Annotated in this window: 18 protein-coding genes; 5 read left to right on the top strand and 13 right to left on the bottom strand. The window is 53.4% G+C overall.

Annotation, left to right across the window (positions count from 1 at the left end):
• Window positions 1-134: 134 nt before the first annotated feature.
• Complete coding sequence (locus ACX1CU_RS07700) at window positions 135-2,198, bottom strand: right-handed parallel beta-helix repeat-containing protein (protein WP_459401995.1); 2,064 nt, start codon at window positions 2,196-2,198, stop codon at window positions 135-137.
• 67 nt (window positions 2,199-2,265) lie between these two features.
• Complete coding sequence (locus ACX1CU_RS07695) at window positions 2,266-3,840, bottom strand: MFS transporter (protein WP_459401994.1); 1,575 nt, start codon at window positions 3,838-3,840, stop codon at window positions 2,266-2,268.
• A 451-nt stretch (window positions 3,841-4,291) separates the two neighbouring features.
• On the opposite strand from ACX1CU_RS07695, the gene ACX1CU_RS07690 reads away from it, so the two are divergent.
• The 5 genes from ACX1CU_RS07690 (at window position 4,292) to ACX1CU_RS07670 (ending at window position 8,069) form a co-directional block, all read left to right on the top strand.
• Complete coding sequence (locus ACX1CU_RS07690; RefSeq protein ID WP_459401993.1) at window positions 4,292-5,458, top strand: oligogalacturonate lyase family protein; 1,167 nt, start codon at window positions 4,292-4,294, stop codon at window positions 5,456-5,458.
• A 26-nt stretch (window positions 5,459-5,484) separates the two neighbouring features.
• The gene (locus ACX1CU_RS07685) at window positions 5,485-5,808 is read left to right on the top strand and encodes a cupin domain-containing protein (protein ID WP_459401992.1); all 324 of its coding nucleotides are present in this window, start codon (window positions 5,485-5,487) and stop codon (window positions 5,806-5,808) included.
• A 205-nt stretch (window positions 5,809-6,013) separates the two neighbouring features.
• Complete coding sequence (gene yfcG / locus ACX1CU_RS07680; RefSeq protein ID WP_459401991.1) at window positions 6,014-6,643, top strand: GSH-dependent disulfide bond oxidoreductase; 630 nt, start codon at window positions 6,014-6,016, stop codon at window positions 6,641-6,643.
• 115 nt (window positions 6,644-6,758) lie between these two features.
• A complete protein-coding gene (folX, locus tag ACX1CU_RS07675; protein WP_459401990.1) occupies window positions 6,759-7,136 on the top strand; it encodes a dihydroneopterin triphosphate 2'-epimerase in 378 nt (125 codons plus the stop codon).
• A gap of 27 nt (window positions 7,137-7,163) precedes the next feature.
• Complete coding sequence (locus tag ACX1CU_RS07670) at window positions 7,164-8,069, top strand: TIGR01777 family oxidoreductase (protein WP_459401989.1); 906 nt, start codon at window positions 7,164-7,166, stop codon at window positions 8,067-8,069.
• 17 nt (window positions 8,070-8,086) lie between these two features.
• Here ACX1CU_RS07670 and hisP read toward each other — a convergent pair whose 3' ends face one another.
• From hisP to ACX1CU_RS07615, 11 genes are all read right to left on the bottom strand, one after another.
• A complete protein-coding gene (gene hisP / locus ACX1CU_RS07665) occupies window positions 8,087-8,860 on the bottom strand; it encodes a histidine ABC transporter ATP-binding protein HisP (protein WP_459401988.1) in 774 nt (257 codons plus the stop codon).
• A 17-nt stretch (window positions 8,861-8,877) separates the two neighbouring features.
• Window positions 8,878-9,585, bottom strand: coding sequence for an ABC transporter permease (locus ACX1CU_RS07660; protein WP_459401987.1), 708 nt, complete (start codon window positions 9,583-9,585; stop codon window positions 8,878-8,880).
• Complete coding sequence (locus ACX1CU_RS07655; protein ID WP_459401986.1) at window positions 9,582-10,268, bottom strand: histidine ABC transporter permease HisQ; 687 nt, start codon at window positions 10,266-10,268, stop codon at window positions 9,582-9,584. The genes ACX1CU_RS07660 and ACX1CU_RS07655 overlap by 4 nt, the downstream gene beginning before the upstream one ends.
• 96 nt (window positions 10,269-10,364) lie before the next feature.
• Window positions 10,365-11,147: a lysine/arginine/ornithine ABC transporter substrate-binding protein ArgT gene (argT, locus tag ACX1CU_RS07650; RefSeq protein WP_459401985.1), complete on the bottom strand. Its 783-nt coding sequence runs from the start codon at window positions 11,145-11,147 to the stop codon at window positions 10,365-10,367.
• Window positions 11,148-11,454: 307 nt separating this feature from the next.
• Window positions 11,455-12,027: a UbiX family flavin prenyltransferase gene (locus tag ACX1CU_RS07645; protein WP_459401984.1), complete on the bottom strand. Its 573-nt coding sequence runs from the start codon at window positions 12,025-12,027 to the stop codon at window positions 11,455-11,457.
• Between the two features lie 166 nt (window positions 12,028-12,193).
• Complete coding sequence (gene purF, locus ACX1CU_RS07640; RefSeq protein WP_459401983.1) at window positions 12,194-13,711, bottom strand: amidophosphoribosyltransferase; 1,518 nt, start codon at window positions 13,709-13,711, stop codon at window positions 12,194-12,196.
• Window positions 13,712-13,732: 21 nt separating this feature from the next.
• Window positions 13,733-14,233, bottom strand: a complete 501-nt coding sequence (cvpA, locus tag ACX1CU_RS07635; RefSeq protein WP_459401982.1) for a colicin V production protein — start codon at window positions 14,231-14,233, stop codon at window positions 13,733-13,735.
• Window positions 14,234-14,524: 291 nt separating this feature from the next.
• The gene (dedD, locus tag ACX1CU_RS07630) at window positions 14,525-15,262 is read right to left on the bottom strand and encodes a cell division protein DedD (protein WP_459401981.1); all 738 of its coding nucleotides are present in this window, start codon (window positions 15,260-15,262) and stop codon (window positions 14,525-14,527) included.
• Window positions 15,263-16,528 carry a bifunctional tetrahydrofolate synthase/dihydrofolate synthase gene (gene folC, locus ACX1CU_RS07625; RefSeq protein ID WP_459401980.1) on the bottom strand — a complete coding sequence of 422 codons (1,266 nt, stop codon included), beginning with the start codon at window positions 16,526-16,528 and terminating at the stop codon, window positions 15,263-15,265.
• A 120-nt stretch (window positions 16,529-16,648) separates the two neighbouring features.
• Window positions 16,649-17,557: an acetyl-CoA carboxylase, carboxyltransferase subunit beta gene (gene accD / locus ACX1CU_RS07620; RefSeq protein ID WP_459401979.1), complete on the bottom strand. Its 909-nt coding sequence runs from the start codon at window positions 17,555-17,557 to the stop codon at window positions 16,649-16,651.
• A gap of 233 nt (window positions 17,558-17,790) precedes the next feature.
• Complete coding sequence (locus ACX1CU_RS07615; protein ID WP_459401978.1) at window positions 17,791-18,453, bottom strand: DedA family protein; 663 nt, start codon at window positions 18,451-18,453, stop codon at window positions 17,791-17,793.
• Between the last annotated feature and the right edge of the window lie 41 nt (window positions 18,454-18,494).

Below are 18,494 nucleotides of genomic sequence, written 5' to 3'. Positions count from 1 at the left end.
GTTTTGATTTTTGTGAAAGGTATTTTTCATTTATTTGATGGCGATCGACATAATAGCAGTGAAGATTGTGGCTCCTGTCTGAGCAACGGAGCCACAGAAACGCCGGTCATAAACCCACCGGGCTCTAAAGAACCCTATTTGTTCTCTGCCAAGATAAAGGCGTTGTTCCCGGCTATCTGGCCCACAACGGCGTCAGCATATTCCGCCGGTTTAGTACGCAGGGAAACATTGCCGCTGAACACGCCCTGTTTTTCCTTGGTGGTATAGGGGCCAGGGCGAAAAATATAATTAAACCGTTGATTATCAATGGCAGTATTACTGGTAAGCCGCAGAGCCCCAGGATTAAAGTTGTCGGTAAATCCATCCATGCCGTTTTCTATAGCAATACTGCCCGAAACCTGATGAGCGACCGGTAACCCTTCGCCGCCCAGCTTGAAGCCATTGTTGACGTTGCGCAGCGCGATGCTGTTTTCAATAATCACCCGCCCGTTCGGGCCATCCTCAATCTTGTTGAACAGGTCGAAACCGTCATCCACGTTATCGTGCGAGAAACAAGCTACCAGTCGGTTACCCTCGCCCACGCGCATTTTGACGGCAAAACCATCGGCATTGATCAAACCGGGATCTTTGTTGCCATAGGATTCCGCATTGGAAATCAGATTATGGCTGGCCCACAGCGGCCGATCGGTATCAGCCGGAGAAGAGACAATGATGCCGGTATCATCGGCATGGTGTGCCACCACCCGATCGATACGGTTATGGCTACCGGCAATTCTGAAACTCTTCTCGGTCACCGTTATTCCCTGGATGTCCCAATAACTGGCATCCAGATTCAACCCATGTAGCACCACATTACGCCCCAATGGCCGCAGCTTTTTCAACTGCGTAGCGGTTCCGCTGGCGGAAGCGGGCAAGACGCTGTGCGGGTAATCGCCCTCTGCCAACCACAGCACGCCACCGGGAGCCAGCGCTTGCGCGGCCGTGATGAGATCGAGCGGATGTTGCTGGCTGCCATCGTTGCCAGCCTTACCCTGCGCAGAAACATACAGGTTACTGGCATCGGCATAGCCAACTTTGCGCACTACCAGATGGTTATCGAGGGTGCTGTCGTTTTGCGTGGTGAAGCGGTAATCCAGCCGGGTTTCCGGTTTGACCAACGGGATATTCAGCGCCAGCATTTCACCCGGCTTTACCCTACGCTCACTGGCCACGACGATGCCGTCTTTGCTGAGGGTCAGAGTGCCTTGCTCGTTGCTGCGCAGTTGGAAAACATAATCATCCGTGGCAGCTATCGCTGCTGAGGCCACTTCGATTTGTGTCGCTGGCGCTTTGGCGACAAATTTCTCCGCCGCAGGCAGATTGCTCTGACTCAGCGTCAAACTTGCCTGATTCACGGTGATACGCGCGTTGCGCGAAGCAAAAAAGCCGACGTAATAGCCTTCAGGTTCCAGCACGCTGACACGATGCGCATCTCCGATCGTCTGGCTAGCCCAGTTATCACTGCCCTCTGGCGCATAGGCCGCGACAAAACCGTCATCGGTGCGGGCCAGGCGTAAACGGAAACGAGGCGTTTTCTTGAGATCGATCTCCGGTTGGTAACCTGCGCGTTTGATCTCAATACCGGCGTTCCCCCAGGAATTGATCACGCCGTTGCGCGAAATCAGCATCATCTTCACCCGGTGATGGTCTTTCTTATCCTGCGTCATGATGGCATTCATCACCATGTTGGCCGCGGCTGGAAACTCCTCATATCCCGGCTGCACTTTTTCCAACCGGGGTTTGCCAAGAATATCGCGGATCAACAATCCCGCCCCTTCCTGCCCGGCAGGTAGCGCACCAGTTTCCGGGCCAAACTGATCGACCGTAATGTCCGCTTCCAGCAGCACATTGGCGCTGGCCGGAATACGCGTGTAATAGAACGTTAACCCATCGTGGCTGTTACCAATCTTTCCGCCACGGCTTTCAATGTGAAACGGCGTGTTCAATGGCCCGGCAGGTAATGGCTGGCCACTGACCAACGTTACCTGATTGGTGCCCACCTTGCCCGGCAACACGTTGGTAGCAAAGTTGACATCGGTTGACTGGCCAAAAGCAATCGCCTGCCATACCAATTCATTAGGAACGGGCAATGACGCGGCACCACTGCTGTTGCAGATGCTGACCAGAGCAAGGCATAACGACAGAGGAACGTTCTTCATTTCCCTTTCCTTTTATTACCCTTCCTGCGCAAATGCAGGAAGGTTTCATCAATGAATCGTGGGAACATCAGGCCTGTGAGACGGCTTCACGCACGGTGGCTTTCACTTCAGGGACAATATTCATCTTCTGGCAGATCTCGCTGTTACCCCAGCATTGCTCATAAGGCAGGCCCACCAGCTTTTCGATCACCAGGCGCACTTCGGGTTGAATATCGCCCAGTTCTCCACCGGCCTTGATGCGCGCAACCTCATCCAGCACCACACGATGGGTTTGGCGATTCAGCGTCATCTGCCCACTAAAGACGATGGCCACCAGCGCCAGCATGATCACGCCAGCAAAGAACACCCAGGAGATGGCCGTGATGGCAGTTTCCGGTTGAGTATGGGATTTCGACTGGAAACCGTAGTAACTGAGGATCGCCCCCATGGTGAAGACGATGATTGAGCGAACAATTTTGCCAGAAAAGGTCATGGCACCCGCGTAGATCCCTTCGCGGCGGCGGCCGGTAAACACTTCATCCACATCGGCCAGGAAGGTATATACCGTCCAGGGAATGTAATACACCCCGCCGGTCCCCAGGCCAAAGATCACCGTCACCCCGATGATGGCAGCGGTCGCATAATGCGCGGGCAGGTTGAAGAAGCGCAGCAGCGAGTAACAGCAGACGGCAAAAATAACGATACCTAGCGCCCAACTGTACGGCTTGCTGAAGCCTTTTTTCACGCACAGACCAATAAACAGCGCCGTGGAGAACAATTGCAGCATGGCGTTCAGGCTGTTCAGCCCGGCCAGAATCGCCGGATCGTACTGCAGCACGAAGATCACGAAATAGGTAAAGACGGAAGCAAACAGCCACTCGGCACCAAAGCCAAACAGATACATCCCCAAATGCTTGCGGAACACTCGCAAATAGAAAGTGGATTGCATATCTCTGGCCAGAGAGATCAGCGTATTCAGCAGCGACTGTTTCTGCTTCACAACCGCCACCCCTTCATCTTTTCGCTCCCAAGAGAACAGATAAAGCACGCCAATGGCAATAAACAGAATCACACCATAGGTGATACCGGTATAGAGGAAGGGCTGCGCTGATTCTTTACCGTAGATCAGGATGAATTGCCCAGGAATAAAGGCGGCCAGGAAGTTGGCCATTTTGCCGAAGATGGCTTTGTAGCCGGTCAGCTTGGAGCGCACGGCAAAATCATCGGTCATCTCGGTGGCTAATGTTTCATAAGGCACCATCACCGAAGTGTAAATCAGTTCAAAAATCACATAAGTCGCGAGGTAGTACCAGAAGCCGAAACCTTCGACCCACAGCAGAGGGTAGAAAATCATCAGCGGTGCGCCAATCAACACAAAGAAACGACGCCGACCAAAACGCTTGCCGAGCCAGGTATTGCCGAAGTTATCGGTCAGGTAGCCCATCACCGGGTTACTGATCGCATCAATAACGCTGGCCACAGAAAAGATAAACGACGCTTCCAACAGCGTCAGCCCACAAAATGTGGTGTAAAAATACAGTAACCAAGCTCCGCTGATTGCCAGAGCACCGCTGCCCAACAGGTTGCCACCACCATATGCCAACTGGTGCCCCAGCGTGACCGCCCGACCCTCTCCCAAAGGCTTAATACTCGTTGTTCTCATCTAGACATCTCATTTCGTTACTAAAAATGAACTATTATTTCATTTTTTTAGGAATGATGTTTTATACTGGTCGGAGAGCGATATTGATGTGATAGAAATCACAGAAAAAAAGTAAGGGCAATCAACTGCGGCGTTTTTAAGCATGGGCAGTATCCGGCTACAGCCAGGCCCTTGAGCAATGTGGGTTTTCCCAACCGCAACGGGGCTTGTGCCGCAGTGATGGCACAGAATGCAACGGTTATGCACCCGCAAACCATGACGAAAACGGGTATCTTGAGTAAAACTGCGATGAGAGAAGCAATTTATGCGATGCCGGTCGCATAAATCACCCGTATGGGTTGGCCTGCTGCGTCACTTTGATATCATTTTTCTAAATTTATGAAACATTGTTTTATTAATTAAGGAACTGTTCAGTATCGGCGGTTCATCAATCAGTTTAAGGGAGGCCATCGTGGCTAAAGGTTCAATCCTCGAATTCAATTTTCACCGTTCAACCGATGCGAGTACCGGCGCACAAATCACTCGCTTAACGCCGCCAGACGTACTGTGCCACCGGAATTACTTCTACCAAAAATGCTTCACCAATGACGGGCGCAAACTGTTGTTCGCTGGGGAATTTGACGGTAACCGTAACTATTACCTGTTGGATCTGGAAAAACAGCAGGCAGTTCAACTGACCGAAGGCACAGGCGACAATACGTTCGGGGGTTTCTTATCGCCAGACGATCGCTTCCTCTACTACGTGAAAAATGAACGCGAGCTGCGCCGGGTTGAACTCAGCAACTGCCATGAGCAGACGGTTTATCAGGTACCTGAAGAGTGGGTGGGTTACGGTACCTGGGTCGCCAACAGCGAATGCACCAGCCTGGTGGGCATCGAAATCGATCGCAACGACTGGGAACCGCTGACCGACTGGAAAATTTTCCACACCTTCTTCACCAAGAATCCGCGTTGCCGCCTGCTGCGTGTCGATCTCCATAGCGGCGACTCACGCGTGATCTATCAGGACAACATCTGGCTGGGCCACCCGATTTATCGCCCTTACCACGATAACTGCGTTGCTTTCTGCCATGAAGGCCCGCACGATCTGGTGGATGCTCGTATGTGGCTGATCAATGAAGACGGCACCAATATGCGCAAGGTGAAAACCCACGCCGAAGGCGAAAGCTGCACTCATGAATTCTGGGTACCAGACGGTTCTGCCCTGATGTACGTTTCCTATATGAAAGGCCAGCAGGATCGCAACATTTACCGTTTCGATCCAGAAAGCGGCGTGAATGAAATTGTAATGAGCATGCCAGCCTGTTCTCACCTGATGAGCAACCACGACGGCAGCCTGCTGGTGGGTGACGGTTCTGCATCCCCGGTAGATATCAAGGATTCCGCGGGTTATACCATCGAGAACGATCCTTGGCTTTACGTGTTTGATGCCAAGAATAAGCGCCAGGCACGCCTAGCGGCGCACAACAGTTCATGGCGCGTGTTGAAGGGCGATCGTCAGGTCACTCACCCGCATCCTTCCTTTACGCCAGACAACCGCCAAGTGCTGTTCACCTCAGACTTTGAAGGCGAACCCGCACTCTATCTGGCCAAATTGCCTGAAAATCTGTTTGCTTAATTACGGTTTATTACTGAGGAAAAGTCATGTTCATCTACAAACAAGAATGCGCGCTTGAGGACTTGGGGAACGGCATCACGCGGCGTATTCTCGCTCACGGCGGAACCATGATGGCAGTGGAAGTCAACTTCAGCAAAGACGCCGTCGGTACGTTACATAGCCACCCGCACGAGCAGCTGACTTACGTGCTGTCTGGCCGATTCAGTTTCACCATTGACGGTGTCACTAAAGAGGTAAGTGCCGGGGATACCCTGTACAAGAAACCTGACGTCGTGCACGGCTGCGTCTGCCTGGAAGCCGGAACGCTGCTGGATACCTTTACTCCGCAGCGCGCAGATTTCCTGAGCTAAGCCTTTCCCTCAATCCCTGGCACGCAAGTGCCGGGGATTTCTGCTTAACGCCCACAAATACCGCTCCCGCCTAATTCAGATCGCCCACAGCCTGCTCTTGTTAAGCGCTATTCTTTGATGAAAATCTGATATATCTTTGCCTGTAGTGCAGACCGCAGTAATGTACGTGTAATAACTTACAGATCACCTTGTCGTAGGATAAATTATGATTGACCTGTATTACGCGCCGACACCTAATGGTCACAAAATTACTCTGTTCCTTGAGGAGGTTGGCCTACCCTACCGTATCCACCGCGTAAATATCAGTGCTGGCGATCAGTTCCAACCGGCGTTTCTGGCCATCTCTCCCAACAACAAAATCCCGGCCATCGTCGATCAGCAACCGCTTGATGGCGGTGCTCCTATCAGCCTGTTTGAATCAGGTGAAATCCTGCTTTATCTGGCGGAAAAAACCGGCAAACTGCTGAGTAAAGGGCTGCGAGATCGCGCAGCAACGCTGCAGTGGCTGTTCTGGCAGGTCGCCGGATTTGGGCCAATGCTCGGCCAAAACCATCACTTCAACCACTACGCCCCACAGCCGGTACCTTACGCCATTGAGCGTTACCAACAAGAAACCAAGCGCCTGTATGGCGTGCTGGATGCCGAATTGCAAAAACATCCTTACCTGGGTGGAGACAACTACAGCATCGCCGACATCGCCACCTATCCCTGGGTCGTTTCTCACCCCCGTCAGCGCATCGATCTGGCTGATTACCCGGCGGTACGTAATTGGTTCGAACGGATCAGCAACCGCCCAGCCACCAAGCGAGCCTACAAGCTGGCAGACCAGGCTTAACTGATTTACTGTGAGCCACCTCCCTGTGGCTCTCTTTAACCGCTTGGCTGCGTTATCATTTCTCTCGTTTCCGTGTATTCTTGATGCAAACATTCAGACCTCTGGAGAATCTCTGATGCCATCTCGCCAACCCGATGCCATTATCCGTATTAAAAACCTGCGGTTACGTACTTTCATCGGTATCAAGGAAGAAGAAATCAATAACCGTCAGGATATCCTGATCAACGTGACGATCCATTACCCGGCGGATAAAGCACGTAACAGCGAAGACATTGACGATGCGCTGAACTACCGCACCATTACCAAGGCGATCATTCATCACATTGAAGGTAACCGCTTCGCTTTGCTGGAAAAATTGACTCAGGATGTGCTCGATATCGTGAAACAACATCCCTGGGTAACCTATGCTGAAGTAGAGATAGATAAATTGCTGGCTCTGCGTTACGCCGATTCGGTTTCTATGACCATGAGCTATCGTAGCGACATAGCATAATACTTATACCGCTCAGGGAGGCCGACCATGCGTATCCTGATTACCGGCGCGACAGGGCTGATTGGCAGCAGCCTGACTCGACAACTGCTGCACCTTTCACATGAGGTTACCGTGCTGTCACGTGATGTAAAACGTGCGCACGCCAAGTTTGGCGAGCAGGTCAGCTATTGGCCCTCACTCAGCGATCGACACTCTCTGGACGGCTTTGATGCCGTCATCAATCTGGCGGGTGAACCCATTGCTGACAAACGTTGGAGCAAAGCCCAGAAAGATCTCCTGTGCCGTAGCCGCTGGGAATTGACCGAACGGCTGGCGGCGCTGATCAATGCCAGCACCACACCGCCTGCGGTGCTGATATCAGGATCTGCCGTCGGCTATTACGGCGATCAGGGCCAGGCGGTGGTGACCGAAGATGAAACTCCGCACGATGAGTTTACCCATCAACTCTGCCAGCGTTGGGAAGCACTGGCGTTGCGGGCGCAAAGCAGCACGACCCGTGTCTGCCTGCTGCGTACCGGTGTGGTGCTGGCTCCCAAGGGTGGCGCGCTGGCCAAAATGCTACCGCCTTTCCGCATGGGCCTTGGCGGGCCGATCGGTAATGGCCGCCAATATCTGCCCTGGATCCATATCGACGATATGGTCAACGGCATCATTTACCTGCTGAATCACAGCAACCTGCGCGGCCCGTTCAATATGGTTGCGCCTTATCCGGTACATAATGAACAGTTCACCGCAACCTTGGCCAAAGTGTTGGATCGCCCGGCGTTTTTACGCGCACCGGCGTTCGCTATGCGGCTGCTAATGGGAGAAGCGGCGGTGCTGGTGCTGGGCGGCCAACGCGCGGTGCCCAGAAGGTTGGAAGAAGCGGGTTTCAGCTTCCGCTTCTTTGAGCTGGAACAGGCGCTGGATGATGTGATCAACCAGCAGGCCTAGAGTAATATGCGGTGCCCTTACTTAAGGGCACCCGAGAGGAATTGCTGCAAACGCGGGCTTTTCGGGTTACCGAAAACCTCGGCCGGTGGCCCCTGTTCTTCGATTAATCCCTGATGCAGAAAAATCACATGGTTCGATACGTGGCGCGCAAACTCCATCTCATGCGTTACCACCACCATGGTTTTGCCCTCTTCTGCCAGTTTTTGCATGATACGCAGTACTTCGCCCACCAATTCCGGATCCAGCGCTGAGGTCGGTTCGTCAAACAGCAACACTTCCGGCTCCATCGCCAATGCGCGCGCAATCGATACACGCTGCTGCTGACCACCGGAAAGGTGCACCGGATATTTACCCCGCGCACGCTCGTCAATACCGACCTTATCCAGATAACGCACCGCACGCTCGCGCGCCTCTGCCTTGCTCAAACCCAAGACCTGCACCGGCGCTTCCATCACGTTTTCCAGCACCGTCATGTGGCTCCACAGGTTGAAATGCTGGAAGACCATGGTCAGGCGGGTACGCAACAATTGCAGTTGTTTCTTATCGAACACCTTCAACTGGCCGTCTTTGTCGCGCACCATGCGGATATCTTCATTATTCAGGCTGATCGAACCTTCACTCGGTTTCTCGAGGAAGTTAATACAGCGCAGGAAGGTGCTTTTACCCGAGCCGGAAGAACCGATAATGCTGATCACGTCGCCCGCATTGGCTGCCAGGGAAACTCCTTTCAGCACTTCATGGTCGCCATAACGCTTGTGCAGTTCGGTGACGGCTAATTTATTTTCAGACATGGTGTTATTCCCGTCATTCATCGATGAGTTACGTGTGCCATCCAACGTTTCTCTGCCTTACGGAACAGGCTGATCAACGTATAGGAGATAATCAGATACAACACCGCTGCAATGCCGAACGCATAGAACGGCTGATAAGTTGCCGCATTAATATCACGGGCAATCTTCAGCAGGTCCGGTACGGTGGCGGTAAAGGCCAGCGCCGTCGAATGCAGCATCAGAATGACTTCGTTGCTGTACGCCGGTAATGCGGTGCGCAGCGCCGAAGGCAAAATAATGCAGCGATACATTTTAAAACGCGAAAAACCATAGGCATTGGCCGCTTCGATTTCCCCATGCGGCACAGAACGAATGGCTCCGGCGAAGATCTCGGTGGTATACGCGCAGGTATTGAGCGTCAACGCCAAAATGGTGCAATTCAACCCGCTGCGGAAAAACGCATTCAGGAATTCGGTGCCGCGCACAATTTCCAGGCTGTACATACCGGAGTAAAACACCAGCAACTGCACATACAGCGGGGTGCCACGGAAAATATAGGTATAAAACCACACCGGAAGGCGCAGCCAGGGAAGGGAAGAAACCCGCGCCACCGCCATCGGGATCGCCAGCAATCCACCCATCACCACCGATGAAATCAGCAGCCATAATGTGACCGCAACCCCGGTAAAGCGATAGCCGTCACTCCACAACAGCGACTGCCAATACTGATGCAAAATATCGATCATAATTCGGCCCTTTTGACGCCCAATGAATAACGCCGTTCAAGCCACAGCAACACGCCGTTGGAAACGGTAGTGAAAACCAGATATACCATCCCGGCAACCAAGGCATAGAAGAAAGGCTGATAGGTGCCTTTACCCGCCAACTGGGTTGCTTTTACCAGATCGTTAAGGCCAAGAATCGACACCAACGCCGTGGCTTTCAGGATAACCTGCCAGTTATTGCCAATGCCGGGTAACGCGAAACGCATCATCGCCGGGAACAGGATACGGCGGAAAATCTGGCTGCTAGATAAACCAAAAGCCGTTGCCGCCTCAACCTGGCCGCGAGGCACTGCCATATAGGCACCACGGAAGGTTTCAGTAAAATAGGCACCATAGATAAAGCCCAGGGTGATAATCCCCGCGCTCAACGGATCGATATCAATCTGCGAGAAACCGACTAATTCAGTGAGGCTGTTCAGAGCAATCTGCAGGCCGTAGAAGATCAGCAGCATCAGCACCAGATCCGGTACACCGCGGATCAGGGTGGTATAAGCGCCGAATATCGTTGAAATAATACGATTTTGTGAAAGTTTACCACCGGCGCCGATCAAACCAATCACCACCGCCAGCAAAACAGAACTGAGGGCCAACTCCAGCGTCACCAGAGCGCCCTCGAATATCAATTGGGAATAGCCTTGCAGCATCTACTTCATCCTGTCGTTATTTGATCCCGAACACTGCATGAGGCTTGAACGGGCCCGGCAAGCCGGACCCGCAGCCAGCATGATACGGGACGGGAATTAACCGCCGTAAACGTCAAAATCGAAGTATTTTTTCGCGAACTTATCGTAAGTACCGTCTTTGCGCATTTCAGCCAGCGCTTTATCCAGCGCAGCTTTCAGCTCGGTTTCATCCTTGCGTAACCCCATACCGGTACCCACGCCGAAGAACTTATCGTCTTTTACCGATTCACCGGCAAACGCGTAATTCTTGCCCGGAGGTTGTTTCAGGAAACCATCGCTACCCGCCACTTCATCCTGGAATGCCGCATCAATACGCCCAGAGGCCAGATCGGCATACACCAGATCCTGGTTCTGGTAAGGCACTACCGTGACCCCTTTTGGCTGCCATAGGGCATTGGCGTAAGCTTCCTGCGTGGTGCCTTGCAGCACGCCGACGCTCTTGCCTTTCAGGGATTCAACATCCGGCAGCAGCGTTGAACCTTTCGGGGCGATCAGGCGGGAGTTGGCTGCAAACAGTTTGTCGGTAAAGGCTATTTCCTGCTGGCGTTTTTCGGTAATGGATAAAGAAGAGATGATGGCGTCAATTTTCTTCGCCTTGAGAGAAGGGATCAGCGCATCAAAGTCGCTTTCCACAAAGATACACTGGGTATTTATACGTTTGCATAACTCTTTAGCCAGATCGATATCAAAACCTACCAACTCCCCTTGAGCGTTTTTAGACTCAAACGGCGCATAGGTTGGATCGGTGCCCACTTTCAGCGTTGACGGTATAGCCGCAAATGCACTGCCGATCGCGCTTAAAGCCAAGACTAAAGGAAGAATCAAAACCCGCTTTTTCATAAATTACCCTCAAATTGATTTTTTGATGCCGCTACAGGCTTTAGACTGCGTCCCACCAAAATCAATTTGCAGTAATCGTGCCACATTGGTTGTTACAAGACGGAGGGAACGACTCCGACCTGTTGAAAACTGTTTCCTGGGACGATAACCGCAAAAATTGATCGGCCAACACAGGCCGCGCCATGGGTAACCCGCATAAACCCTAACCCTGAAACAGTGAGCGTGGTGAAGCAGGATCATTATGGTGCATACTTCGCACTAAATCAGTGCTGGGTTGCACAAATGTATTAAATTAGATGCTGATTTGTTAATTCGCACCCTGCCAACGCGTAAATAAATCTTCTGGCAGCTCGATACCGAACTGATCGACCACGCGGTTAACCGTCTGATCGATAATATCCTCAACGCTCTGCGGATGATGGTAAAAAGCAGGCACCGGCGGCATGATCACCGCGCCCATCTCCGCCGCCTGCGTCATCAGGCGCAAATGCCCAAGATGCAGCGGTGTTTCACGCACGCACAGCACCAAGGGCCGACGTTCTTTCAACACCACATCGGCGGCTCGCGTCAGTAAACCATCGCTATAGCTATTGACAATACCGGATAAGGTTTTGATTGAGCAAGGTAAAATTACCATTCCCAGCGTTTTGAAAGAACCAGAGGAGATAGTGGCGGCAATATCGCGCACGTCATGCACCACATCGGCCAATGCCTGCACGTCACGCAGGTTCAGCGAGGTTTCCAGAGCTAATGTCTGCCGCGCTGCATGACTCATCACTAAGTGGGTTTCCACATCTTCGACGCCACGTAATACCTGTAGCAAACGTACGCCGTAGATTGCGCCGCTGGCGCCGGAAATACCGATAATGAGTCTTTTCATGAAATGGGCCTCTGCGGGGATATCTGGTTAGAATAGTCGAATCAGCGCAGACTTTGCAGCAAGCTTTATCGATAAGCAAGCCGGGGGGAAGAAAGGTGTGCACCGCGACGGACGCCACGGTGCACCTTTTTGGCGAGGAGCTCTTTTGGCAGAACCCAAATGCAACCTAGCCTTCGTTATGCATTTCCAGATTTTCAGCTTCCGCCTGCCCGCGTAATGCTTTGGCATCATCATTACGCAGCGTTTCAAGATATTCCAGATAGCTCTGGTCAACGTCTTTGGTCACGTAAATACCATTGAACACCGAGCATTCAAACTGGGTAATATCCGGATTCTCTTCACGCACGGCTTCGATCAGATCGTTCAGATCCTGGAAGATCAGGCCATCGGCACCGATTAGCTGACGGATTTCGTCCACTTCACGCCCGTGGGCGATCAGCTCGGTAGCACTCGGCATGTCGATACCATAAACGTTCGGGAAACGGATTTCTGGCGCGGCAGAAGCCAGATAAACGCGTTTTGCCCCGGCATCGCGCGCCATTTCCACAATCTGCTCAGAGGTGGTGCCACGAACGATGGAGTCATCCACCAACAGCACATTCTTGTCACGGAACTCGGCACGGTTGGCATTCAGCTTACGGCGCACCGACTGGCGGCGAGCCTGCTGGCCCGGCATGATAAAAGTGCGGCCAACGTAGCGGTTCTTCACAAAGCCCTGGCGGTAGGGTTTATCAAGAATGCGCGCGATTTGCAGCGCGATATCGCAAGAGGTTTCCGGGATCGGGATCACCACATCGATATCCAGATCTTCCCATTCGCGGGCAATCTTTTCGCCCAGCTTCTGCCCCATGCGCACGCGGGCGCTATAGACAGAAATTTTGTCCATAAAGGAGTCAGGACGGGCAAAATAGACGTATTCGAACAGGCATGGATTGTTCTTTGGATTCTCAGCGCATTGGCGCGTAAACAACTGGCCTTTTTCGGTGATGTACACCGCTTCACCCGGCGCAACGTCACGCAAGAACTCAAAGCCCAGCGTATCCAGCGCGACGCTCTCAGATGCCACCATGTATTCACAGCGGCCATCCCCCAGTTCACGCTTACCGATCACCAACGGACGGATACCGTTCGGATCGCGGAACGCAACCAGGCCGTGGCCGATAATCATCGCCACGCAGGCGTAAGCACCGCGCAGTTGCTGATGCATCGCCGCCACCGCGGTGAAAATGTTATCTGACTCCAGCGGATAATGTTGGAAACGGTCAAGCTCGGTAGCCAGCACGTTCAGCAGGATCTCGGAATCGGAGGTAGTGTTGACATGACGGCGGCCACTTTCAAACAGCTTTTGGCGCAGTTCATGGGCGTTGGTCAGGTTGCCGTTGTGAGCCAGAGTCAGGCCAAACGGCGAGTTGACATAAAAAGGTTGCGCCTCTGAAGCACTGGAGCTGCCTGCCGTCGGGTAACGCACATGGCCGATCCCCATATTGCCCTGCAAACGCTGCATATGGCGTGCTTCAAACACATCCTTCACCAGGCCGTTTGCCTTACGCAGACGGAACCCATTATGGGAATCAATGGTGACGATGCCTGCGGCATCCTGCCCACGGTGCTGAAGCACCATCAACGCATCATAAATCGACTGGTTTACCGGCATGAAACCGGCGATACCGACAATACCGCACATGTTGTCTTTTCCTCTAAGCCGCTACCGCCCCGGTAAGTGAGACGGTAAGAAACTCGACGTGCTCTGCAGATAGTCAAAAAACCATCTGATGATATAGCTGAACTGGGGGATAAGCTGTGACTGTTTCCAGTCCGCACTTTGCGACAGGGTGGTAAAGGTATCCAGGAAAAACAGTATCGCCGCCACGATCAGCACGCCGCGCAGTGCGCCGAAGCACACGCCCAACACCCGATCGGTGCCCGATAATCCGGTTTTTTCTACCAGTGAACCAATCACATAGTTAACGATAGCGCCTACAATCAGCGTCGCGATAAACAAAATGGCTATCGCGATGCCGTTCCGTACCAGTTCATCTTCAAAACGAGTGAAATAGGCTGCAAGGTAAGGGTAGAAATGGCTGGCAACAAAGAACGCACATCCCCATGTCACCAGTGACAAGGCTTCACGCACAAACCCTCGGATCAGGCTCACCAGAGCCGAAAATCCAATCAACGCTAAAATGACGTAATCAATCCAGACCATGACCATTCCAATAATGAATCGCCCCTTGCATCCCCTTTATCCTTCAGGCTGCATCAGCATTAACTGCCCTGATACTGCTCGAATGTTATCGGGTATGACCAATTCGCGGCGAATTCTAACAGAAAAAGAAAACGTTTGCGTAGGGGATTTCCCGCCACGTAACAAATAAAAAACGGCGATAAAAAATTTCTTAATCGCCGCGCCTACATAGGTTGTTTCGTCTCTGAAAAGCACAGTTTTACTGATGTTTCTCCAGCCCCCGCTCCCCGAAGAAGAGTGAGCTGGAGCAACTCAGCGTGCGCTGTAAGCCTTTACCTGCCCGCTCAAGCCACTGATACCATTCAGTGCAGGCAGTGACGCTTGCAGCTTCTGCTTCGACGCATCCGGGCCGACGAAAATCCGCGTAATCTCCCCCTGTACCGGCGTTGAAGGCACGGTGTAGGCTCGGTAGCCAGACAAACGCAGCGACGCGACGATCTCGTTAACCTTGGCGGCATTTTTCAGCGCCCCCAGTTGCACCACATAAGCCTGCCCTACCGGCGCTTTTTCTTCAGCCGCTGGTTTTGGTTCTGGCTTAGGTTCGGGTTTTGGCTCCGGCTTCACTTCCGGCTTAGGCTCAACCTTCGGCGGTGTTACCGGTTTTGGCTTCACTTCCAGCGGTTTGGTTTCTATCGGCTTGGGTTGTTGTACCGGTTTGGTTTCGATCGGCGGTGGTGCCACCAGCACAGGCTGCTGCTGTTCCTGCTGCTGCCCACGTTGATTCGCCGCCTGCCGGGTTGCGGCTTCGGTCGCGGCCTGCTGCTCGACCAACGCCCCCGCCCCTTCCGGCGGCTGGGCTGGCAACGGCTGATTCACCGGCGGTATCACGTCAGTTTCGTGGGCATCACCCGGTTTCGGCACCAGAGGAATGGCCGCAAACTCATCCTCATAATGCCTCTTTTTTCCGTCCAGCAACCCCGGCAGGATAATGACCCCCAGGGCAACCAGAATCACAGTGCCAACCAGTCGGTTCTGAAATTTACTTGCCACTCACACTCCCCGCCTCTCGTCTAGCGCCGCCATCACATGGGCAACGGTGTGGAACGATCCACAGACGATCACAATGTCTTGAATATCTGCATCCTGCATCGCCTGACGCCAGGCCGTTGGGACGTCGGCAAACTGCTGCGGCTCCGTTAAATACTGCGCCAGCAGCTCAACGCTGGCACCGCGTGGGCCTTCCAACGGGGCGCAGTACCAGGCATCCACCTGTTCGCTCAGGCAAGCCAGCGTACCGGCGATGTCTTTATCCGACAGCATACCCACCACGGCCCGCACCTTGCCGCCATTACGTGGCAATTTTGCCAGTTGCCCGGCCAGATAGCCCGCCGCATGCGGATTATGCGCAACATCCAGGATCAGCAGCGGATCCCGCTGCACAATCTGGAAACGCCCCGGCAATGCTGCCTGCTGCAACCCGGTAAAAATGGCTTTCTCATCAATCTCGAGTGCAGCATAGTGCAACGCCGCCAAGGCGGTGGCCGCATTCGCCAGCGGCACGTTCGGCATTGGCAAGTTGGTCAACCGGGTGCCACCCCCTTCCCATTGCCAACGTTCACCCTGCTCGCTGAAGTTCCAGGCATCGCCACGGCGATACAATGCGGCGCCCAAATTTTCGGCCACCTGCTGAATGCTGTGTGGCATATCCGGTTCGCCGACGATCGCCGGTTTGCCGCTGCGGAAAATCCCGGCTTTTTCGCGGCCAATGCTTTCGCGATCGCTACCCAGCCAGTCGGTGTGATCCAAAGCGATACTGGTCACTACCGCCACGCTCGGGTTGACGATATTGGTCGCATCCAAACGCCCGCCCAATCCGACTTCCAGGATCACCACGTCAAGCTTAGCCTGTTTGAACAGTTGCAACGCCGACAGCGTGCCGAATTCGAAGTACGTCAGGGAAGTTTCACCGCGCCCGGCTTCGATGGCCGCCAATGAACGGCTGTGCTCCGCTTCGCTCAGTTCCTCACCCTGAACGCGTACCCGTTCGGTGTAACGCACCAGGTGCGGCGAACTGTAGACACCAACACGCAACCCGGCGGCCAGCAAAATGGCTTCCAGCGTGCGGCAGGTGGTGCCTTTGCCGTTGGTACCGGCAACGGTGAAGACCGTGGGAGCAGGAGTGAGCAAATCAAGATGTGCCGCAACGCGCTGCACACGCTCCAGGCCGAGTTCGATCGCCTGGCTGTGCAAGCGTTCCAGATAATAAAGCCACGAGCTCAATGGCGACGTGGCTTGGGGAATTGAGTGGTTTTGCATGGAATCCATCGCTTCATATACCCGTAAGGCGACGCTTTGCGTTTTCAACCGCGCTTAGCCACAACATAGCGATTGAAATACCGCACCGGTCAGTTACCGGTGCGGCCGCTCCTTTGCGGATCAGGCATCAGCCTGATTTTCTTGTGCGGCAACCGGGGCTGCATCATCAAACTGCGGCTGCGGTTGGTTGGTCAGCTTGGAAAGAATGCTTGCCAATGTCTGACGCATCACCGGACGGCGCACGATCATATCAATCGCGCCCTTTTCGATCAGGAACTCACTGCGCTGGAAGCCCGGCGGCAGTTTTTCACGCACGGTCTGCTCGATCACGCGTGGGCCAGCAAAGCCAATCAGCGCTTTCGGTTCGGCGATATTGATATCACCCAGCATTGCCAGACTAGCGGAAACACCGCCCATGGTTGGATCGGTCAGTACAGAGATGTACGGCAGACCGCGCTCCTGCAATTTAGCCAACGCCGCGCTGGTTTTCGCCATCTGCATCAGTGACATCAACGCTTCCTGCATACGTGCGCCACCGCTGGCGGAGAAGCAGATCAGCGGGCAATTGTCTTCCAGCGCCTGCTCAACCGCACGCACAAAACGCGCGCCGACCACGGAAGACATCGAACCACCGATAAAGGCGAATTCGAAAGAGGCCGCAACGATCGGCATGCCGTACAGCGTGCCTTTCATCACCACCAGCGCGTCTTTCTCGCCGGTCGCTTTCTGCGCGGCAACCAAGCGGTCTTTATACTTTTTGGAATCCTTGAACTTCAGAACGTCTTTCGGCTCCAGTTCGCTGCCCAGCTCCACTTCACTGCCTTCGTCCAGCAGGGTATGCAAACGCATACGCGCCGACATACGCATGTGGTGATCGCACTTAGGGCAGACTTCAAGATTACGCTCCAGCTCGGCACGATAGAGAACCTGGCCACAGCTGTCGCATTTGGTCCAAACCCCTTCGGGAATGCTCACCTTACGGGTTTGTGTAATATTGCTCTTGTTAAGAATTCGTTCAATCCAGCTCATCGATGACCTTTCTGTTTGAACCTGGCAGACGCCAGTCCGCTGTTCATGCTGTAACAATCCCCCCGAAAACAGACCTAATGAAAAAGCCCCCGAACCAAGCACGACCTGCGCGCTGCCGAGGCACTGATTTCAAGGTTGTTCGCAGGAACAGACCATAAATGTCGCTCATTAAACCATATCGGCCCGGTCCTGTGGATAAAAAACTGGTCGAACCGATAGGTTAAGCGCTGTTTTTACTGTTTTTGCTGGCGGGCAGCCGCGCGTTTGTGGCGCCAAATCTCAATAATGCCCGGCAGAATTGAAACAAAGATGATCCCAACGATCAACAATTTCAAGTTTTCCTGCACGATCGGCAAGTCGCCAAAAAGGTAACCAGCATAAGTGAACAGCAGCACCCAAAGTAGCGCACCAATCACGTTATAGGCAGCGAAGTGACGATAGGACATATGCCCCATCCCGGCGACGAACGGCGCAAATGTCCGCACGATCGGCACAAATCGCGCCAGAATAATGGTTTTACCCCCATGCTTCTCATAAAACTGATGGGTTTTATCCAGATAGCTACGGCGGAAAATCTTTGAATCCGGGTTGCTGAACAACTTCTCACCAAACAACCGGCCAATCGTATAGTTGACCGCATCACCGATCACCGCGGCGATCACCATCAAAACAACCATGGTGTGTACGTTGAGATCGTTAGACGGCAGCGCTGCCAGCGCACCGGCGACAAACAACAGGGAATCACCCGGCAGGAACGGCGTCACCACCAGCCCGGTTTCACAAAACAGGATCAGGAACAGAATGGCGTAAACCCACATGCCATATTGCGCCACCAGTTCCGCCAGGTGCACGTCAATATGCAGAATGAAATCAATGATAAACTTAATGATGTCCATAAACTCTCTCGTCTAACCGAATGTCTCTCCCACTCGGCGCT

Source organism: Serratia sp. D1N4, assembly GCF_054552755.1.
This window is presented reverse-complemented; position numbering and strand designations above follow the sequence as displayed.

Coding starts and splice junctions, on each gene's coding strand:
- ACX1CU_RS07700 (WP_459401995.1), bottom strand. CDS start 2,198: ATGAAGAACGTTCCTCTGTCGTTATGCCTTGCTCTGGTCAGCATCTGC.
- ACX1CU_RS07695 (WP_459401994.1), bottom strand. CDS start 3,840: ATGAGAACAACGAGTATTAAGCCTTTGGGAGAGGGTCGGGCGGTCACG.
- ACX1CU_RS07685 (WP_459401992.1), top strand. CDS start 5,485: ATGTTCATCTACAAACAAGAATGCGCGCTTGAGGACTTGGGGAACGGC.
- yfcG (WP_459401991.1), top strand. CDS start 6,014: ATGATTGACCTGTATTACGCGCCGACACCTAATGGTCACAAAATTACT.
- folX (WP_459401990.1), top strand. CDS start 6,759: ATGCCATCTCGCCAACCCGATGCCATTATCCGTATTAAAAACCTGCGG.
- ACX1CU_RS07670 (WP_459401989.1), top strand. CDS start 7,164: ATGCGTATCCTGATTACCGGCGCGACAGGGCTGATTGGCAGCAGCCTG.
- hisP (WP_459401988.1), bottom strand. CDS start 8,860: ATGTCTGAAAATAAATTAGCCGTCACCGAACTGCACAAGCGTTATGGC.
- ACX1CU_RS07660 (WP_459401987.1), bottom strand. CDS start 9,585: ATGATCGATATTTTGCATCAGTATTGGCAGTCGCTGTTGTGGAGTGAC.
- ACX1CU_RS07655 (WP_459401986.1), bottom strand. CDS start 10,268: ATGCTGCAAGGCTATTCCCAATTGATATTCGAGGGCGCTCTGGTGACG.
- argT (WP_459401985.1), bottom strand. CDS start 11,147: ATGAAAAAGCGGGTTTTGATTCTTCCTTTAGTCTTGGCTTTAAGCGCG.
- ACX1CU_RS07645 (WP_459401984.1), bottom strand. CDS start 12,027: ATGAAAAGACTCATTATCGGTATTTCCGGCGCCAGCGGCGCAATCTAC.
- purF (WP_459401983.1), bottom strand. CDS start 13,711: ATGTGCGGTATTGTCGGTATCGCCGGTTTCATGCCGGTAAACCAGTCG.
- cvpA (WP_459401982.1), bottom strand. CDS start 14,233: ATGGTCTGGATTGATTACGTCATTTTAGCGTTGATTGGATTTTCGGCT.
- folC (WP_459401980.1), bottom strand. CDS start 16,528: ATGCAAAACCACTCAATTCCCCAAGCCACGTCGCCATTGAGCTCGTGG.
- accD (WP_459401979.1), bottom strand. CDS start 17,557: ATGAGCTGGATTGAACGAATTCTTAACAAGAGCAATATTACACAAACC.
- ACX1CU_RS07615 (WP_459401978.1), bottom strand. CDS start 18,453: ATGGACATCATTAAGTTTATCATTGATTTCATTCTGCATATTGACGTG.